This window comes from Streptomyces silvae (assembly GCF_016745505.1).
GTDB classification, from domain to species: Bacteria; Actinomycetota; Actinomycetes; order Streptomycetales; family Streptomycetaceae; genus Streptomyces; species Streptomyces silvae.
In genome coordinates this window covers 34,607-52,421 of the sequence record NZ_JAERUC010000078.1, presented here as the reverse complement: position 1 = coordinate 52,421, position 17,815 = coordinate 34,607, and the positions used below count along the sequence as shown (strand labels likewise).

13 protein-coding genes are annotated in these 17,815 nt (G+C 72.2%); 5 read left to right on the top strand and 8 right to left on the bottom strand.

Annotated elements, in window-relative coordinates; translation table 11 throughout:
- Window positions 1–62: 62 nt before the first annotated feature.
- The 6 genes from JKV81_RS10255 to JKV81_RS10230 all read right to left on the bottom strand — a co-directional run bounded on the left by JKV81_RS10255 (window position 63) and on the right by JKV81_RS10230 (window position 10,692).
- Entirely contained in the window at window positions 63–3,719 is a 3,657-nt protein-coding gene (locus JKV81_RS10255; RefSeq protein ID WP_236056162.1) for a S8 family serine peptidase, read from the bottom strand.
- 207 nt (window positions 3,720–3,926) lie between these two features.
- Window positions 3,927–5,066, bottom strand: a complete 1,140-nt coding sequence (locus JKV81_RS10250; RefSeq protein WP_129266234.1) for an XdhC family protein — start codon at window positions 5,064–5,066, stop codon at window positions 3,927–3,929.
- Window positions 5,067–5,109: 43 nt separating this feature from the next.
- Complete coding sequence (locus tag JKV81_RS10245) at window positions 5,110–6,567, bottom strand: NCS2 family permease (RefSeq protein WP_124275472.1); 1,458 nt, start codon at window positions 6,565–6,567, stop codon at window positions 5,110–5,112.
- Window positions 6,568–6,782: 215 nt separating this feature from the next.
- On the bottom strand, window positions 6,783–9,200 hold the full coding sequence (locus JKV81_RS10240; protein ID WP_129266233.1) for a xanthine dehydrogenase family protein molybdopterin-binding subunit: 2,418 nt from the start codon (window positions 9,198–9,200) through the stop codon (window positions 6,783–6,785).
- A gap of 2 nt (window positions 9,201–9,202) precedes the next feature.
- Entirely contained in the window at window positions 9,203–9,799 is a 597-nt protein-coding gene (locus JKV81_RS10235) for a (2Fe-2S)-binding protein (RefSeq protein ID WP_129266232.1), read from the bottom strand.
- Between the two features lie 2 nt (window positions 9,800–9,801).
- The gene (locus JKV81_RS10230; RefSeq protein WP_129266231.1) at window positions 9,802–10,692 is read right to left on the bottom strand and encodes an FAD binding domain-containing protein; all 891 of its coding nucleotides are present in this window, start codon (window positions 10,690–10,692) and stop codon (window positions 9,802–9,804) included.
- Window positions 10,693–10,962: 270 nt separating this feature from the next.
- Here JKV81_RS10230 and JKV81_RS10225 point away from each other — a divergent pair, with 270 nt between their 5' ends.
- Entirely contained in the window at window positions 10,963–12,678 is a 1,716-nt protein-coding gene (locus JKV81_RS10225) for a PucR family transcriptional regulator ligand-binding domain-containing protein (RefSeq protein ID WP_129266230.1), read from the top strand.
- A gap of 194 nt (window positions 12,679–12,872) precedes the next feature.
- Window positions 12,873–13,658: a hypothetical protein gene (locus tag JKV81_RS10220; RefSeq protein WP_124275467.1), complete on the top strand. Its 786-nt coding sequence runs from the start codon at window positions 12,873–12,875 to the stop codon at window positions 13,656–13,658.
- 21 nt (window positions 13,659–13,679) lie between these two features.
- On the opposite strand, the gene JKV81_RS10215 is transcribed toward JKV81_RS10220, so the two are convergent.
- Window positions 13,680–14,426 (bottom strand): GntR family transcriptional regulator, encoded by a 747-nt coding sequence (locus JKV81_RS10215; protein WP_129266229.1) that lies wholly within the window; start codon window positions 14,424–14,426, stop codon window positions 13,680–13,682.
- 142 nt (window positions 14,427–14,568) lie between these two features.
- On the opposite strand from JKV81_RS10215, the gene JKV81_RS10210 reads away from it, so the two are divergent.
- Both JKV81_RS10210 and JKV81_RS10205 read left to right on the top strand, forming a co-directional pair.
- Window positions 14,569–15,417, top strand: coding sequence for a (2Fe-2S)-binding protein (locus tag JKV81_RS10210; protein WP_202075446.1), 849 nt, complete (start codon window positions 14,569–14,571; stop codon window positions 15,415–15,417).
- Window positions 15,418–15,621: 204 nt separating this feature from the next.
- Complete coding sequence (locus JKV81_RS10205; protein ID WP_099175003.1) at window positions 15,622–16,701, top strand: DUF2637 domain-containing protein; 1,080 nt, start codon at window positions 15,622–15,624, stop codon at window positions 16,699–16,701.
- Window positions 16,702–16,704: 3 nt separating this feature from the next.
- Here the strand turns inward: JKV81_RS10205 and JKV81_RS10200 are convergent, their stop codons facing one another.
- A complete protein-coding gene (locus tag JKV81_RS10200; RefSeq protein ID WP_164992729.1) occupies window positions 16,705–17,115 on the bottom strand; it encodes an ATP-binding protein in 411 nt (136 codons plus the stop codon).
- 252 nt (window positions 17,116–17,367) lie between these two features.
- On the opposite strand from JKV81_RS10200, the gene JKV81_RS10195 reads away from it, so the two are divergent.
- Window positions 17,368–17,766, top strand: a complete 399-nt coding sequence (locus JKV81_RS10195; protein WP_129266227.1) for a guanyl-specific ribonuclease — start codon at window positions 17,368–17,370, stop codon at window positions 17,764–17,766.
- Window positions 17,767–17,815 lie beyond the last annotated feature (49 nt).

Here is a 17,815-nt window from a genome sequence, read left to right as displayed (position 1 = left end):
CGGGATGCGGGACCTCCTCGTCAAAGCCCCTCAGCAGCAGGCCATACGGACCGCCGGGCAGGTCACTTCAGGCCGAAGGCCCTGATGATCTCCTGGTCGACGGCGAGACCGCCGGGGCCCTCGGCGTGCGCCTTGAGCGAGACGGACGTGGCTCCCTTGCCGGGCGTCCTGAACCGGGCGGTCCAGGAGCCCTCCGCCGCCTTGCGCAGCTCCACGGCGCTCCAGGTCTTCCCGTCGTCGTAACTGACCGACATCGAGGCCTTCTTCGCCTTCACCGCACCGTCCAGCCACTCCTGCGTACCGGAGGACAGGCCGATCTCGGTCCAGCGGCCGGCCTTGACGTCGCCCGCGAGGTCGGTGTCGACGTCGAAGTCCAGCTGGAGCATCGGGATGTCCTCCCGGCCCGGGCCGCCCTCGTCGAGCGCCCCCGACTCGAACTCCCACGAGCTGTGCGTGCGCGTGGAGGTCTTCCACGTGTCCGCGTCCCGGACGGAGTCGATGACCAGCCGGTACGGCAGCGTGTCGGCGGACAGGTCCCCCACGTATCCGGCGCGTCCAGCGTCCTTCCTGATCAGGGTGTCCCCCTGGTAGAAGGCGTACGAGGTCGTGTCGTACTCGTCCATGGGCATGGAACCGGAGTGTCCGGCGCCGGAGTCCGTCCACGGGGTGATGTTGAACTGCAGGTCGTCGTACGCGGTGCGGAACGGCCCCCAGTACGCCGTGCCGAGGCGCGGGCGGGTGACCGGCGCGAACCACTCGGCGCGGTAGGTGCGGCCCGCCGTGTAGTCCAGCTCACCGCTGCGCATCTCGGCGGCGGTGTCGGTGGCGTCGGCGTTCAGCACGGAGTGGTTCTCGTACCAGAAGGAGTCACCGGGCAGCGGGTTGACCCACTCGGTGCGGGTGCCGGGGAACTTCTCGTACTCCTCGAAGCCGAGGCCCGGCCCGTACTCCGGGATGTCGTAGCGGTATCCGCCGCCGAGCGCCGCCTTGTGGCCGTAGAAGGTGTTCTCGACCTTGGCGAGCTGACGGGCCGCCGGGGCGAAGGCCAGCGAGCGGTCCGGGATGGTGCCGTCGTGCCGGTCCACCAGGTCGTAGACGTACGAGGCGTACTTCTTCTGGTCGACGGAGAGCTTCTTGCCGCGCTGCGCCGCCTTGATCAGGGTCTGTCCCGCGAGCTTCTGCACCGAGGCGACCGGGATGGTGGTCTGCTCGCCGTACGGCGCGTAGCTCTCCATCGTCACCCCGCGGCCGTCGTTGACGACGAAGAGGGCCTTCGCGCCCGCCGCGAGTGCGTTGGCCAGCCGGTCGGCGGGCGGGACGGCGTCGCTGCGGGTGACGACGACGGCCTTGCCCTTGACGCCGCGGCCCTTGTAGTCGGCCGTCGCGCCGTTGCCCGCGTAGACGGCGGTGAGCTTCTGCTCGCTGTCCTCGGCGAGGGCGGAGCCGCTCTGCACGGTGACCGGCACGTCGTGGCCGTCGGCCGTCAGGTCGATGAGCTCCTCGCCCTGGCGCCAGCGGGTGAGGAAGCTGAAGCTGCCCTGGGTGACCTTCTTCGTGGGGCTCGCCCACAGCTGGTCGTAGGTCAGCGGGATCTGGAACGCGTCGCGCTGGACGGTGCCGTCCGGGGCCGTGCGTGCCATGTCGTAGCGGAGCTGCCGGGTCTCGCTCTCCTTGGGCGTGCGCACGCTGACCTTGCGGGCCTTCGAGGCGTCCAGGGTGACCGTGGTGGCCTTGTCCAGGACGGTCTCGGGGGCCGCGAGGAAGGCGACGGCCTTGGAGTCCGCGCGGTCGCCGTCGATGTCGGCGGAGGTCCAGGCGGTGTAGTTGCCCGGGGGCAGCCGCAGGGTGGTGTCGCCGGGGACGGCGACGAGACCCAGGTTGGGGTCGCCGAGCTCGGCGATGACGACGATGCCGTCCATCGGCTGGCCGGACCGGTCACGCAGGCGGAGCGTCAGGTCGTAGAGCTCCTGCTCCTTGTTCAGGGCGAAGCCGGTGTGCGCGACGGTCGCGCCCGTCTCGTCCACGGCGACGACCTGCCCGGAGAACTGGGTGGCGTTCGGGACCTGGGACGGGTCCAGCGACAGCACCACCTCGGCCTCGGAGCCGGCCGGCACGGTCAGGGTGGACGCGGAGAGCGTGTACGCCTTCGAGTCCGTGTCGGTGGCCAGGCTCAGGGTGACGTCCCTCGCCCCGGTGTTGCGGTAGGTGATCGTACGCTCGGCGACCGGGTCGGACGCGGAGTGCGGCCAGTCGTACGAGGCGACCTCGACGGAGCCGGTGGCCTCGATCGTCGTGTCGACCGCCGCCTTCACGTCGAGACGCCCGGTGCCCTGCTCGTACGGGGAGTGGTCGGGCAGCGCCTTCGAGGAGCTCATCAGCGCGTCCTTGATGCGCTGGCCGGACCAGTCGGGGTGACGCTGCTTCAGGATGGCGGCGGCGCCCGCGACGTGCGGGGTGGCCATCGACGTACCCGACATCGACCGGTACATGCCCTCGGTGCCGGGCACCGACTGGGAGGCGGCGGCGTTGATGTCGACGCCCGGGGCGGACAGGTCCGGCTTCAGGCCGTAGGAGCGGACGAGCGGGCCCATCGAGGAGAAGTCGGCGCGGTTGTCACTCTTGTCGACGGCGGCGACGGTCAGTGCCGTGGCCGCCGAGCCGGGCGAGCCGATCGTGCCCGCGCCGTAGGCGTTGCCCGCGGCGATCACGAAGAGCGGGCCGCCGTCGGCGGAGAGCGCGTCGACGGCCTGGGACATCGGGTCGGTGCCGTCGTCCGGCACGCTGGAGCCGAGGCTCATGGAGACGACGTCGGCGCCTTCGGCCTTCGCCCACTCCATGGCCTCGATGATGCCGGAGTCGGCGCCCGAGCCCTCGTCGCTGAGCACCTTGCCGACGATCAGGTCGGCGGCGGGGGCGACCCCCTTGTTGGCGCCGTCGGACGCCGCGCCCGAGCCCGCGATCGTCGAGGCGACGTGCGTGCCGTGGCCGTTCCTGTCGACGACCTCCTCACCGGGTATGAAGCTCTTCGTCTGCGTGATCCGGTCCTTGACGTCCGGGTGCGTCGCGTCGATGCCTGTGTCCAGGACGGCGACCGTGGTGCCCTTGCCGTCGTAGCCCTCGGCCCATGCCTGCGGGGCGTTGACCTGCGGCACGGAGTCCTTGAGGGACGCCTCGGCCTTGCCGTCGAGCCAGAGCCTGGCGATACCCGCGTCCAGCGAACGGCTCTTTTCCGTACGGGAGATGGTGCTCCAGAACGCGCGGGCGGTGTCCTTGTCGGTCTTCAGGGCCGCGCCGTTCACCGACTCCAGCCGGCGGACCCGCTCGCTGCCGCGCGGGGCGGCGGGCAGCGAACGTGCCGTGCCCGCCGGGTAGGTGGCGATCAGCGGGATGGAGCCGGAGCGGGCGTCGTCGTACCCCATCTCCACCAGCGTCGAGATGTCGAACAGCCGGCGGTCGAGCTTCCCCGCGGCGATGAGGGTGCTCGCCTCGTCGGGGATGACGAAGATGTCGTCCCCGGCCTGCTGCACGTGCACGCCGCCCTCCGCGCCGTCGGGGCGGTCGACGGTGACGGTGTCCTGGTTGCCGGCGCCGTCCGTGAAGTGGACGACGTCGCCGGTGATCAGCGTGATGTCGTAGTCGCGGGGTGCCTCGGGGCCTCGGCGGTCCTCGGTGACCGACGGCTTCGGAGCGGCGGTCGCGGAACCCGCCGCGGGGAGCATGACGCCGCTCACGAGCGCGACCGAAGTCGCTATGAGCAGAGCCCTGCGTCCCGTGCGAGCGGGTCTCACCCGGCCGGAAACGGAGGAGAGGGAAAATGTCATGCAGCTGATCTACCGGTAAATCCGGGGCCGCGGACGGCTTCGCCCCTGGCGTGAAGCCGCCGTGGCGGCAACCCGCCCGATGTGATCAGCCGGAGGTGGTACGGATCAGGCCACGGAGGCCAGTTGTGTGGCGTTCTCGTGGTGGATCGGGGTGTGGGCGCCCTTCAGCGGCAGCCCGCTGCCGCCGCGCCGCTCGGCGACGATCTCCGCCGCGATCGACAGGGCCGTCTCCTCGGGCGTACGGGCGCCGAGGTCCAGCCCGATCGGCGAGTGCAGGGCGGCCAGTTGGCGCTCGGTGACACCGGCCTCCCGCAGCCGTTCGTTCCGCTCCAGATGGGTGCGGCGCGAGCCCATCGCGCCGACGTAGGCGACCGGCAGCCGCAACGCCAGCTCCAGCAGGGGCACATCGAACTTGGCGTCGTGCGTGAGGACGCAGAGCACGGTGCGCGCGTCCACCTCGGTGGCGGCGAGATAACGGTGCGGCCAGTCGACGACGATCTCGTCGGCGTCCGGGAAGCGGGCCGCGGTGGCGAAGACGGGGCGGGCGTCGCAGACCGTGACGCGGTAGCCCAGGAAGCGCCCGGCCCGTACGAGGGCGGCGGCGAAGTCGATGGCGCCGAAGACGATCATGCGGGGCGGCGGGACGCTCGACTCGACGAGCAGGGTGACGGGGCTGCCGCAGCGGGACCCCTCGGCGCCGACGACGACCTCCCCCGTACGGCCGGCGTCGAGCATGGCGCGCGCCTCGGCGGCGACGGTGCGGTCCAGCTCGGGGTGTCCGCCGAGCCCGCCGTCGTACGTCCCGTCGGGGTGGACCAGCAGGGGGCGGCCGAGCAGGGCGTCCGGCCCTTCGGTGACGCGGGCGACCGCCGCCGCCCGGCCCTCGGCCGCCGCGGCGAACGCGGCGGCGAACACCGGGCGCGCGGGGTCGTCCGCGCGCACCGGTGTCACCAGGATGTCGATGACGCCGCCGCAGGTCAGGCCGACCGCGAAGGCGTCGTCGTCGCTGTAGCCGAAGCGCTCGCGCACGGGGGTGCCGTCCTCGATCGCCTGCCGGCACAGCTCGTAGACCGCGCCCTCCACACATCCGCCGGAGACCGATCCGACGGCCGTTCCCTCGCTGTCCACGGCGAGGGCGGCGCCCGGCTGCCGGGGCGCGCTGCCGCCGACGGCCACCACGGTGGCCACGGCGAACACGCGTCCCTGCCCGACCCACCGGTGGAGCTCCTCGGCGATGTCCAGCATGGCGTGTCTCCTTCTGACTCGGGTGCGAAGGGGCGGCGTGACGTCAGCTGACGCCCAGCCAGCTCTCGATGGGGTGCAGGGCGAAGTACACGAGGAAGACCAGCGTCAGGACCCACATGAAGACGCCGACCTCGCGGGCCCTGCCCTGGGCGAGCTTGATGGCGGAGTACGAGATGACGCCCGCGGCGACACCGGTGGTGATGGTGTACGTGAAGGGCATCAGGACCACGGTGAGGAAGACCGGGACGGCCACGGAGCGGTCGCTCCAGTCCACGTGCCGGGCGTTCTGCATCATCATGGCGCCGATGACGACCAGGGCGGCGGAGGCCACCTCGGCGGGCACGATCGCCGTGAGCGGGGTGAAGAAGAGGCAGGCGGCGAAGAAAAGCCCGGTGACGACGGAGGCGAGCCCGGTGCGGGCGCCCTCGCCGACCCCGGTCGCCGACTCGACGAACACGGTCTGTCCGGAGCCCCCGGCGACACCGCCGATCGCACCGCCCGCGCCGTCGATGAACAAGGCCTTCGACAGGCCCGGCATCCGGCCCTTGTCGTCCGCGAGCTTGGCCTCCGTACCGACGCCGATGATGGTGGCCATCGCGTCGAAGAAGCCGGCCAGCACGAGCGTGAACACGATCATGCCGACCGTCATCACGCCGACGTCGCCCCAGCCGCCGAACTCGACGTTCCCGAAGAGCGAGAAGTCCGGCGAGGAGACCGCGCTGCCGCTCAGCTCGGGCGGGCCGCTGCTCCACGCCTTGGGGTCGATGTCGCCGACGGCGTTGACGACGATCGCGGCCAGGGTGCCGACCACGATGCCGATCAGGATCGCGCCGGGCACGTTGCGCGCCTGGAGCATGAAGATCAGGAGCAGGGTCACGGCGAAGATGAGCACCGGCCAGCCTGCCAGCTCACCCGCCGGGCCCAGCGACAGGGGCGTCGCCGTCCCCTTGTGGACGAAGCCGGCCTTGAAGAGGCCGATGAGGGCGATGAAGAGGCCGATCCCGATGGTGATGCCGTGCTTCAGCGCGAGCGGGATGGCGTTCATGATCATCTCGCGGAGTCCGGTGACCACCAGGAGGCAGATCACCAGCCCGTAGATCACACACATGCCCATGGCCTGCGGCCAGGTCATGGCCGGTGCGACCTGCGAGGCGAGCACACCGGAGACGCTCAGTCCCGCGGCGAGCGCGAGGGGCACCTTGCCGATGAAGCCCATCAGCAGGGTGGTGGCCGCCGCCGCGAGCGCGGTGGCGGTGATCAGGCCCGGCTGGCCGAGCAGCTGGCCGTCGACGTCCTTGCCGCCGAGGATGAGCGGGTTGAGCAGGAGGATGTACGCCATGGCCATGAAGGTCGTGACGCCGCCGCGCACTTCGCGTGCGACGGTCGATCCTCGTTCGGATATGTGGAAGTACCGGTCGAGCCAGGACCGTCCGGCGGGGACGCGCGAGCCGGGGCCCGCGTCCTCCGCGCTCGTCCTGGGTTCCACGGACTGCTGGGTCATGTTGCCTGACTCCCAAGGTTCACAGGGGCACCCGCGTGGAGCTCTGGAGATTGCGGGATTTGGGATGACTGCGAGGCGCACGACCCGGGGGACGGCCCGAGGCGAACTCTTCGTGCAGATGGAGCGGTTGTGCGATGGCTCCGGGCGGTGCGGGGCGCGGGGAAGTGTGACGTTCACGGCAGGCACGCACCGCCCGGAGGGTTCTCGGGGGCCCGTCAGGTACCGGTGATGTGCTCGGGGCGCACCGGTGTCCTGTTGAGCTCCAGGCCCGTCGCGTTCCGGATCGCCGCGAGGACGGCCGGGGTGGACGACAGGGTGGGGGCCTCGCCGATGCCGCGCAGCCCGTACGGGGCGTGGTCGTCGGCGAGTTCGAGCACGTCGACCGGGATGGTCGGCGTGTCGAGGATGGTGGGGATCAGGTAGTCGGTGAAGGACGGGTTGCGCACCTTCGCCGTCTTCGGGTCGACGATGATCTCCTCCATGACGGCGACACCCAGCCCCTGGGTGGTGCCGCCCTGGATCTGGCCCACGACCGACAGCGGGTTCAGGGCCTTGCCGACGTCCTGGGCGCACGCCAGCTCGATGACCTTGACCAGGCCGAGCTCGGTGTCGACCTCGACGACCGCGCGGTGCGCGGCGAAGGAGTACTGGACGTGGCCGTTGCCCTGGCCGGTGCGCAGGTCGAAGGCCTCGGTGGGCCGGTGGCGCCACTCCAGCTCGACGTCGACCGCCTCGCCCTCCAGCACGTCGGCCAGGGGGGCGAGCACCTCGCCGCCGTCGGTGACGACCTTGCCACCCTCCAGGAGGAGTTCGGCGGTGGCCCAGGCGGGGTGGTAGGTGCCGAACTTGCGGCGGCCGATCTCCAGGACCTGCTCCCGGACGGCCTCGCAGGAGTTCTTCACGGCGCCCCCGGTGACGTACGTCTGCCGGGAGGCGGAGGTGGAGCCGGCGGAGCCGACCTGGGTGTCCGCCGGATGGATGGTGACCTGGTTGACGCCCAGTTCCGTACGGGCGATCTGGGCGTGGACGGTGACCCCGCCCTGCCCGACCTCGGCCATCGCGGTGTGCACGGTGGCCACGGGTTCGCCGTTGATGACCTCCATCCGCACCCGGGCGGTGGAGTAGTCGTCGAACCCTTCGGAGAAGCCGACGTTCTTCAGGCCGACGGCGTACCCGACGCCGCGCACCACGCCCTCGCCGTGGGTGGTGTTGGACAGCCCGCCGGGCAGCGCGCGTACGTCGACGGAGCTGCCCTCGGCGTCGGCCGAGAGCCACTGCTGCTCGGGCGGCAGGGGCCGGGCCTTGACGCGGCGCAGCAGTTCGGCCACGGGTGCGGGTGAGTCGACGGGCTGGCCGGTGGGGAGCAGGGTGCCCTGCTCCATGGCGTTGAGCTGCCGCAGCTCCACCGGGTCCATGTCCAGGGCGGCGGCCAGCTTGTCCATCTGCGCCTCGTAGGCGAAGCAGGCCTGGACCGCGCCGAAGCCGCGCATGGCGCCGCAGGGCGGGTTGTTGGAGTAGAGCGCGATCGCCTCGATGTCGACGTCCTCGACGACGTACGGTCCCACCGCGAGCGAGGAGGCGTTGCCGACGACGGCCGGGGACGCGGAGGCGTAGGCGCCGCCGTCCAGCACGATGCGGCACTTCATGTGGGTGAGCTTGCCGTCCTTGGTGGCCCCGTGCTCGTAGTGGAGCTTCGCGGGGTGCCGGTGGACGTGCCCGAAGAAGGACTCGAAGCGGTTGTAGACCATCTTGACGGGCTTGCCGGTGCGCAGCGCGAGCAGGCAGGCGTGGATCTGCATCGACAGGTCCTCGCGCCCGCCGAAGGCGCCGCCGACGCCGGAGAGCGTCATGCGGACCTTGTCCTCGGGGAGGCCGAGGACGGGGGCGATCTGGCGGAGGTCGGAGTGCAGCCACTGGGTGGCGACGTACAGCTCGACGCCGCCGTCCTCGGAGGGCACGGCGAGGCCGGACTCGGGGCCGAGGAAGGCCTGGTCCTGCATCCCGAAGACGTAGTCCCCGGTGACGATCACGTCGGCCCGCGCGGCGGCCGCGTCCGCGTCGCCGCGGACGATGGGCTGGCGGTGGACGATGTTGGGGTGCGGGACGTGGCCGATGTGGTGGTCGGTGCGGCCCTCGTGGACCAGGATCGCGTCGGGGGCGGTCGCGGACTCCTCGTCGGTGACGAGCGGGAGTTCGGCGTAGTCGATGCGGATCTTCGCCGCGGCGCGGCGCGCGGTCTCGGGGTGGTCGGCGGCGACGAGCGCCACCGGTTCGCCGTGGTGGCGGACCTTGCCGTGCGCGAGGACGGGGGTGTCCTGGATCTCCAGCCCGTAGTTCTTCATCTCGGCGGGCAGGTCGTCGTAGGTCAGGACGGCGTACACACCGGGGGTGGCGAGGGCCTCGCCGATGTCGATGGAGCGGATCTCGGCGTGGGCGACGGTGGAGCGGAGCGTGTGGCCCCACAGCATGTCCTCGTGCCACATGTCCGAGGAGTACGCGAACTCGCCGGTGACCTTGAGGGTGCCGTCGGGTCGCAGGGTGGACTCGCCGATGCCGCCCCGGGTCTGGGAGCCCTGGGTGATCTTGGTGGGGGTGCCGGCCGGTACGGACGCGGCTCGTGGGTGCAGCGCCATGGCTATCGGACCGTCTCTTCCTGACGGGCGGCCGCGAGGCGGACCGCGTCGAGGATCTTCTCGTAACCGGTGCAGCGGCAGAGGTTGCCGGAGAGGGCCTCGCGGATGTCCTGGTCGGACGGGGAGGGCTGTGTCTCCAGCAGTTCGTCGGCGGCGACCAGCAGGCCGGGGGTGCAGAAGCCGCACTGCACGGCGCCCGCGTCGATGAACGCCTGCTGGACCGGGGAGAGTTCGGCGGCCTCGGCGCTCTGCCCGTCGGTGGGCCTGGCCTGCCACCGCTGGGCGGCGTCGAGCGAGGTGCCGCAGGTGCCGGCGGCGCAGCCGGTGCCGGGGTGGGCGTCGTCGCGGTGCCGGGCGTAGTCCGCCAGGCCCTCGACGGTGACGACCTCGCGGCCCTCCGCCTGGCCGGCGGCGACGAGACAGGAACAGACCGGGACGCCGTCGAGGCGGACCGTGCAGGAGCCGCACTCGCCCTGTTCGCAGGCGTTCTTGGAGCCGGGGAGGCCCATGCGCTCGCGCAGGACGTACAGCAGGGACTCGCCCTCCCAGACGTCGTCGGCTTCCTGCTTCCGGCCGTTGACGGTGAAATTGACTCGCATGATCAAGCAGCTCCTTCGAGGGTGCGTCCCGCTCCGCGGTACTGCTCCCAGGTCCAGCCCAGCGTGCGGCGGGCCATGATGCCGACGGCGTGCCTGCGGTAGGCGGCCGTGCCCCGTACGTCGTCGATGGGGTTGCAGGCCCCGGCGGCGAGCTGGGCGAACTGCTTGGCCACGGACGGCGTGATGATCTTTCCGCTCTCCCAGAAGCCGCCCTCCTCCAGCGCGGCGTTCAGGAACTCCTCGGCCTCCCTGGCCCGGACCGGGGTCGGGGCGGCGGAGCCGATGCCGGTGCGCACGGTGCGGGTCTCCGGGTGGAGGGCGAGGCCGAAGGCGCAGACGGCGATGACCATCGCGTTGCGGGTGCCGACCTTGGAGTACTGCTGGGGGCCGTCGGCCTTCTTGATGTGCACGGCCCGGATCAGCTCGTCCGGGGCGAGGGCGTTGCGCTTGACGCCCGTGTAGAAGTCGTCGATCGGGATCATCCGCGTCCCCCGTACGGACGCGGCTTCGACCTCGGCGCCCGCGGCGAGCAGCGCGGGGTGGGCGTCCCCGGCGGGCGAGGCGGTGCCCAGGTTGCCCCCGACGCCGCCGCGGTTGCGGATCTGCGGCGAGGCGACGGTGTGCGAGGCGAGGGCGAGACCGGGCAGCTCGGCCCGCAGGTGCTCCATGACGGCGCTGTACGGCACGGAGGCGCCGAGGCGCACGGCGTCGGGTCCCACCTGCCACTCGGACAGCTCACCGATGCGGTTGAGGTCCATGAGGTACTCGGGCCGCCGGTGGTCGAAGTTGATCTCGACCATCACGTCGGTGCCTCCCGCGATGGGCACAGCCGTCGGGTGCTCGGCCTTGGCTGCGAGCGCTTCCTCCCAGCTGGCGGGGCGAAGGAAGTCCATGAGTGGCTCTCTTCTTCTCGATCGGGTCGTTCGGCTGGGCTGGGGACGGCCGGCCCTGGACGGGTCGTTCATGTGGTGTTCACGCAGTGTGTGACCCAGTACACAAGCCATGCTCCACCCGGTGCAGTCACCGAAACCATGAAGGAATTGGCTGGTCCCCGTCCGTGTCTTGTAGATTCGAACGAATGGCGGGTACCGGTAACCTCACCGCAATTCACAGGTGACCTCCGCCCTCCCCCGCACCCACGAAGAGATCGGCGGCAATCGACGATGCGGCTGCGCGCACTGCTGGACACCGAGGCGCTGGGCCTCCGGCTGCTCGGCGGCGAGGACGAGCTGGACCGTTCGGTCCGGGGCGTCATGACGACCGACCTGCGCGACCCCAGCCGCTATCTCTCGGGCGGTGAGCTGGTCCTCACGGGTCTGGCGTGGCGCCGGGACGCGTCGGACACGGAGCCGTTCGTACGGATCCTGGCGAGCGCGGGCGTGGCCGGTCTGGCCGCGGGCGAGGCGGAGCTGGGGGCCGTCCCCGACGATCTGGTCGAGGCGTGTCTGCGGCACCGGCTGCCGCTCTTCGCGGTCGACGAGACGGTGGCGTTCGCAACGATCACCGAGCACGTGGTGCGCCAGGTTTCCGGCGAGCGGGCCGGTGACCTGGCCGCCGTCGTCGACCGCCACCGCAGGCTCATGACCTCGGGCCCGGCCGGCGGCGGCCCCGAGGTGGTCCTCGACCTGCTCACCTCCGACCTGGATCTGCGCGCCTGGGTCCTGTCCCCCACGGGCCGGCAGATCGCCGGGGCGGGCGAGCCCCTGTCCGCGCGCACCGGCGCGGAGCTGGCGGGCCGCCATCTCGCGGCGACCCGCACCGGACGCCCGGGACCGCACCGGGCGGAGGTGGACGGTACGGCCTATTCGCTGTTCCCGATCCGGAACACCGGGCGCGGGGCGCTGCCCGCCCCGTCCCGCGATGTGCGCGAGTCCGTGCTCTCGGAGTGGCTGCTGGCCGTGGCTGCGGACGCCGGTGACTGGCCGGCCGCACGGCTGGATCTGCTCCAGGGCGTCACCCAGCTGATCGCCGTGGAACGCGACCGCCGCGACGCGGCCCGCGCGGTGCGCCGCAGGCTCGCCCAGGAGGTCCTCGAACTGGTCCAGACGGGCGCGGCGCCGGCCGAGATCGCGGCCAGGCTGCGGGTGGCCGCCCCGGTCCTGCTGCCGGGTGTCGGCACGGCGCCGCACTGGCAGGTCGTGGTGGCCCGGGTCGAGTGGTCGGCCGAGGGCGCGGACCTCTCGGGCGGCCAGGCCGCCCAGGCCCTGCTGGAGGAGATCCTGGTCGACCCGGCGGTGGCGGGCCCCGACTCGGCCGACCGGATCGCCGTGGCGCACACGGGCGAGGAGGCCATCGCCCTCGTACCGCTGACCGCGCTTCCCGCGCAGGGCCCCGACGAGGCGGAGGCGCCCGGGGAATCCGGCGCCGCGGAGCCGCGGGACTCCGCGCTGCACGCGGACGCCCTGCTCGACAGCGTCCGTACGCCGCTCTCCGCCGGTCTCGCGGACGACGGCCGCCTGACACTGGGTGTCAGCGCAGCCGTCCACTCCGCGGAGGGGCTGCGCGGCGCGCTGGAGGAGGCCCGGCACGCCCGCCGGGTCGCCGCGGCCCGGCCCGGCCCGGTCTGCGCGGCCGGCCACCACGAGCTCGCCTCGCACGTCCTGCTGCTGCCCTTCGTCCCGGACGACGTCCGGCGCGCCTTCACGGCCCGGCTCCTGGACCCCCTGCGCGACTACGACCGGCGGCACCGCGCGGAGCTGATCGAGACGCTGGAGGCCTTCCTGGACTGCGACGGTTCCTGGACCCGCTGCGCGGCCCGGCTGCACCTGCACGTCAACACGCTGCGCTATCGCGTCGGACGTATCGAGCAGTTGACGGGACGTGACCTCTCACGCCTGGAGGACAAGCTCGATTTCTTCCTCGCCCTGCGTATGAGCTGACTTCCCGGGCCCCTCACCGCCCTCCCGGGCTTCAGATGATTGTGAAATCTTTCACCTGACATTGATCCCACCCCTTGGCCCGGCGTGCCATTCCGTGCTGAGATGCGCGCAGACCCTGGCCGGTCCCGGCGCTCGCCGACCGGCCTCCACAGCTCGATGGCGCGCTCGGGGAGGGCAATGTGGCGCATACCGCCATGTCTGGTTCCGGAACGACCGCAGATGACGATCCGCCGCTCCAGACCGCGGTATGGCGGCTGCGCTCACGGGCCTGCTGGACGGACGCGGCCGCACTGCTCGAACCCCGGGCGGCCACCGACCCCGCGGCCGCTCTCCAGCGGACCTCGCTGCTGACCGAGCGGTGCCTCTACACGGGCGCGGGCTGGACCGACGCCGAGGACGCGCTGCGCACCGCCGAGGCGCTCGCCCAGGACGACTCCGAGCGCGGGGCCGCCGCCTGCGAGCGCGGTTATCTCGCCTACGCCTCGACGCTGCTCGGGGCGCGCGACCGGGCCGACGAGGCCAGCGTGGCGCTCAGCAGGGCCGCGGCGCTGCTCTCCCCCGCGGCCCCCGGCCGTCCCCTGCTGGACTTCCGCCGGGGCCTGATCGCCCAGAACATCGCCGACTCGCCCCAGTCCGCCCGCGCGGCGTACCGCAGGGCGCACGCCGGTGCCACGGCCCGGGGTGACGAGCTCCTGCTCTCCTTCACCTGGCGGCACCTCGCCTCGCTCGCCCTGGGCGAGGGCGAGCTGGCGGAGGCGCGGCACGGCTTCGCGGAGTCGCTGCGGATAAGGGAGGAGCTCGGCTATCTCGTGGGCACGGCCCCGGCGCTCATCTCGCTCGCGGACGCCGAACCGGAGCCCGAGGCGGCCGCCCGGCTGCGCGCCGAGGCGGGCCGGCTGTTCCGGCTGCTGGGCGGCGTGCCGACCTGGCTGGCGCCCCGGCTGGAACCCCCGGCCCCGGAGACCGTCGAGGCGAACTGAGCCCCCGGCGGGCCCGGGGTCTCAGACGTCCGCGCCGTTGAAGTGTTCGCGTACGAGGGACTGGACCACCGTCAGGTCCCGGGCGATGAGCGCGTCCAGCAGCGCGGTGTGTTCCGAGGCGTCGGCGAGCAGGTCGGCCCGGCGGCCGGCGGGGCTGTTGACCAGCGGCCACTGGGACCGGCGGTGGAGCTCGTCGGCGACCGCCACCAGTTGCTGGTTGCCCGACAGCGCGAGGACCGCGCCGTGGAAGGCGCGGTCGCTCTCGGCGTACGCCGCCCGGTCGCCCACGGCCGCCGCCGCGACCGTGGCGTCGGCCAGCGGGCGCAGCGCGCACCAGCCGGCCGCCGGGACCGCGCGGGCGAGCCGCAGCATGACGGGAACCTCGATCAGGGCGCGCACCTCGGCGAGCTCGGCCAGCTCGCGGGGGCCCCGCTCGCTGACCCGGAAGCCGCGGTTCGGCACGACCTCGACGGCGCCCTCCACGGCCAGCTGCTGCATCGCCTCGCGCACCGGGGTCGCGGACACCCCGAAGCGGGCGCCGAGCGCGGGGGCCGAGTAGACCTCCCCGGGGGCCAGCTCCCCGTCGACCAGCGCGGCGCGCAGGGCGTCCAGGATCTGCCCGCGCACCGAGTGCCGCTGGACCGTACGGGGCGGGGGCGGCTCGCTGTGGGTGTGTTCGCCGCGTGCCTGCTCGGGCACCCGGACGTCCTGCGGGGTCCCCGCGGACGCGTACGGCCGCGCGCTCTCCCGCGCTCTGCCCTGCTCCACCCGAACCTCCTCGCACTGGCGGGCCGACTCGCGCGCGCCCGGCCCCTGTGCACGATAGGCGGAGCGGGCCTCAGTTCAAACACCGATCACTTCGGGTAAGGTAAGGCTTACCTGCAAGAGATCGTGATTCGGTGGTCCCTCCATGACCGTGCCCGCCCTGCTCGCCGCCACCGCCCCGTCCCCCCTGACGGCGGCGTACACCCGCCTGGCCGAGGTCTTCCCCGGGCTGCGCGCCGAGGTCCTCGCGGACGACGCCGCGGCGCCCTCGGGCAGCGGATGGGTCGGCGCGGCCGAGCTCGCGGCGGGCGGCACGGCGCTGGACGACTTCCTGGCCTGGGACGAGGCACAGGTGCTGCGGGACTACGGCACCAGGGCCCGGCCCGACGTGGTGGCGAGCTTCGGGCTCCACCGTTACGCCTGGCCCGCCTGCCTGCTGGTGACCCTGCCGTGGTTCACGCACCGGCGGGTGCCCCGGATCCCCGTCGCCGACGTCTCGTTCCACCGGGGCCTGGGCCATCTGACCCTGCGCGTCAGCGAGTTCGCCTGTCTGCCCGACGACCCCGCGGCCGGCCTCCCCGGCGCCCGGGTCGTGGCCGACGAGCAGGCGCTGCGGACCGAGGTCCTCGACTCCGTGGCGCAGCACCTCGAACCGGTACTGGACGGCTTCCGGCCACGTATGCGGCGCGGGAAGCGGGCACTGTGGGGCATGGCGACCGACGAGATCGTCGAGGGCCTCTGGTACATCGCCCACCTCCTCGGCGAGGAGAGCCGCGCGATGAAGGAGCTGGAGCTGCTGCTGCCGGGCACCACCAAGCCGTACGTGGGCACGGCCGGCTTCCGTGAACTGACCGGCCCCGACGGCGAATCGCTCCCGACGCGTGACCGGGCGAGCTGCTGCCTCTTCTACACCCTGCGGCCCGAGGACACCTGCGTGACCTGCCCGCGCACCTGTGACGCCGACCGTGTCCGGAAGCTCACCCCCGCCGCCTGAACCTCGCGACAGCCCGCGCCACCCGGGCGAGCGACTGGCATTCGAACTCAACTCGGCTTATCCGCGCGGGCGTTCGGTTGATTTCCACCCATAGGGAGGACGCGCGAACCCAATGGCGTCCGCTAGTCCCGAAAGCGGCGGGGAGAGACGTTGTTTCCGCCAGAATGGCGCCCGAAACGTCCTACGTGACACAAGGGACCGCGCATGAGATTGACCGACATCTCGCTTGACTGGTTGCTTCCGGGCGCCGTACTGCTCGTGGGAGTGCTGGCGGCGGTGACGGTGGTCGCGCGCGGCAAGCGCGCCGCCGAAAAGGCCACGGCCGACGACAGCTGGGAACGCAGCGAGGAACGCCGCAGGCGCAAGGAGGCGCTCTACGCGACCGCCTCGTACGTCCTGCTGTTCTGCTGCGCCGCCGTCGCCGCCGCCCTCTCCTTCCACGGGCTCGTCGGCTTCGGCCGGCAGAATCTCAACCTCTCCGGAGGCTGGGAATACCTCGTTCCGTTCGGGCTCGACGGGGCCGCGATGTTCTGTTCCGTGCTCGCGGTCCGCGAGGCCAGCCACGGCGACGCCGCGCTGGGCTCCCGGCTGCTGGTGTGGACGTTCGCCGGTGCCGCCGCCTGGTTCAACTGGGTGCACGCACCGCGCGGGATGGACCACGCGGGCGCCCCGCACTTCTTCGCGGGGATGTCGCTCTCGGCGGCGGTACTGTTCGACCGCGCGCTGAAGCAGACCCGCCGGGCGGCCCTGCGTGAACAGGGCCTGGTGCCCCGCCCGTTGCCGCAGATCCGGATCGTACGGTGGCTGCGCGCCCCCAGGGAGACCTTCGGCGCCTGGTCGCTGATGCTCCTCGAAGGCGTACGCACCCTGGACGAGGCGGTGGACGACGTCCGCGAGGACCGTCAGGAGAAGGAGCAGAGCCGGCACCGCCGCAGGGACCAGGCCAAGCTGGACCGGGCCCACATCAAGGCACTGAACCGGCAGAACCGGGTCTGGGGGCGCGGCGGCCGTTCGGGCCGTCAGGTGGACGTCCAGGCCCTCGTCCCGGCACCGGGAGGCCCCCCGGCCGTGGAACCTCCCCAGACGGAACCGGGACAGCTGCCTCTCCGCCCCCGGCCTTCCCTCCAGGCAGTGAACGGCACGCCTCCCAGGAGCGCTTCGGTGCCGCCCCCCGCCGGTGAACCCGCGACCGTCGACCTCACGGCCGAGGACGACACCCAGGCCCTGCCCCGGCTCGACTCGCTGGAGCAGAAACTGAAGGACCTGGAGCAGCAGTTCGGCTGAGCGTCAGGCCGTCCCGGCGTTCAGCTCGAACCAGACCACCTTGCCCAGCGCCTGTGTCATGACTCCCCAGGAGTCCGCCAGGCTCTGGACGAGGAGAAGCCCCCTTCCGTGCGTACCGTCGTCGGCGTTCGGTACGTACGGCGCGGGCTCCTGCCCCGTCACGAAGTCGCGCACCTCGACCCGCAGCCTCGCGGGTGCCGAGGTGACCGTGACCACGGCGCCGTTCCTCGTGTGGATGAGGGCGTTCGTCACCAGCTCGCTGAGCAGCAGCTCCGCGACCTCGGTCTCCTCGGGCCGCCTGCGGTAGCGCAGGAATTCCCTGAGCGCGGCACGTGTCTCCCCCACGGCCGAGAGGTCGGTGTGCCCGAGTCTGCGGTACAGCCGCATGGGCGGGCTCTCCTGTCGCATCGTCATGTCCCCCGCACGCACTTCGGATCGGCCTCCTCGCATTCCGTTTCGTGACGTCATGTCTCGAACACCGTCACGGGATGCATGCCCCACAGGGCCGCCGTCACGCGTCCTGAGGCGTCAACATATGAACGGGAGGTCACGCGGCGCCGGGCGGACGGCTGCGGGGTTACGTTTTCGTACTCACGGTTAACTTCCCAAAAATTCACTCGTGTTGGCGTTGACGGATGGGGTTCTACGCGCGTCATCATGGTGGGCATGCGAATCCCCCCACGGATCACCACGCTCGGCGGCATCGCCGCCCTCCTGTCCGTCCTCTTCGTCGGCGGGCCGGTCACCGCATCGGCGGCGACGGCTCCCCAAGCCGCGGCGGTCGGCAGCATCTGCTACTCCGCGCTGCCCTCCCAGGCCCATGACACGCTCGACCTGATCGACGCGGGCGGCCCGTTCCCGTACGAGCAGGACGGCACCGTCTTCCAGAACCGCGAGGCCCTGCTGCCCAGCCAGAGCACGGGCTACTACCACGAGTACACGGTCATCACGCCCGGCTCCTCGGACCGCGGGGCCCGTCGGATCGTGACGGGCGAGGAAGCCGAGGAGGACTACTACACCGCGGACCACTACGAGTCCTTCGACCTGGTCGACCACGACTGCTGAGCCGCACACCCCGGTCCGGTCCGCGCCGTAGTCCCCCACCTGCGGCGCG

Bases quoted from the DNA above. Each gene is read 5' to 3' on its own strand.
- JKV81_RS10255 (WP_236056162.1), bottom strand. From the start codon at position 3,719: ATGCTCCCCGCGGCGGGTTCCGCGACCGCCGCTCCGAAGCCGTCGGTC.
- JKV81_RS10250 (WP_129266234.1), bottom strand. From the start codon at position 5,066: ATGCTGGACATCGCCGAGGAGCTCCACCGGTGGGTCGGGCAGGGACGC.
- JKV81_RS10245 (WP_124275472.1), bottom strand. From the start codon at position 6,567: ATGACCCAGCAGTCCGTGGAACCCAGGACGAGCGCGGAGGACGCGGGC.
- JKV81_RS10240 (WP_129266233.1), bottom strand. From the start codon at position 9,200: ATGGCGCTGCACCCACGAGCCGCGTCCGTACCGGCCGGCACCCCCACC.
- JKV81_RS10235 (WP_129266232.1), bottom strand. From the start codon at position 9,799: ATGCGAGTCAATTTCACCGTCAACGGCCGGAAGCAGGAAGCCGACGAC.
- JKV81_RS10230 (WP_129266231.1), bottom strand. From the start codon at position 10,692: ATGGACTTCCTTCGCCCCGCCAGCTGGGAGGAAGCGCTCGCAGCCAAG.
- JKV81_RS10225 (WP_129266230.1), top strand. From the start codon at position 10,963: ATGCGGCTGCGCGCACTGCTGGACACCGAGGCGCTGGGCCTCCGGCTG.
- JKV81_RS10220 (WP_124275467.1), top strand. From the start codon at position 12,873: ATGTCTGGTTCCGGAACGACCGCAGATGACGATCCGCCGCTCCAGACC.
- JKV81_RS10210 (WP_202075446.1), top strand. From the start codon at position 14,569: ATGACCGTGCCCGCCCTGCTCGCCGCCACCGCCCCGTCCCCCCTGACG.
- JKV81_RS10205 (WP_099175003.1), top strand. From the start codon at position 15,622: ATGAGATTGACCGACATCTCGCTTGACTGGTTGCTTCCGGGCGCCGTA.
- JKV81_RS10200 (WP_164992729.1), bottom strand. From the start codon at position 17,115: ATGACGATGCGACAGGAGAGCCCGCCCATGCGGCTGTACCGCAGACTC.
- JKV81_RS10195 (WP_129266227.1), top strand. From the start codon at position 17,368: ATGCGAATCCCCCCACGGATCACCACGCTCGGCGGCATCGCCGCCCTC.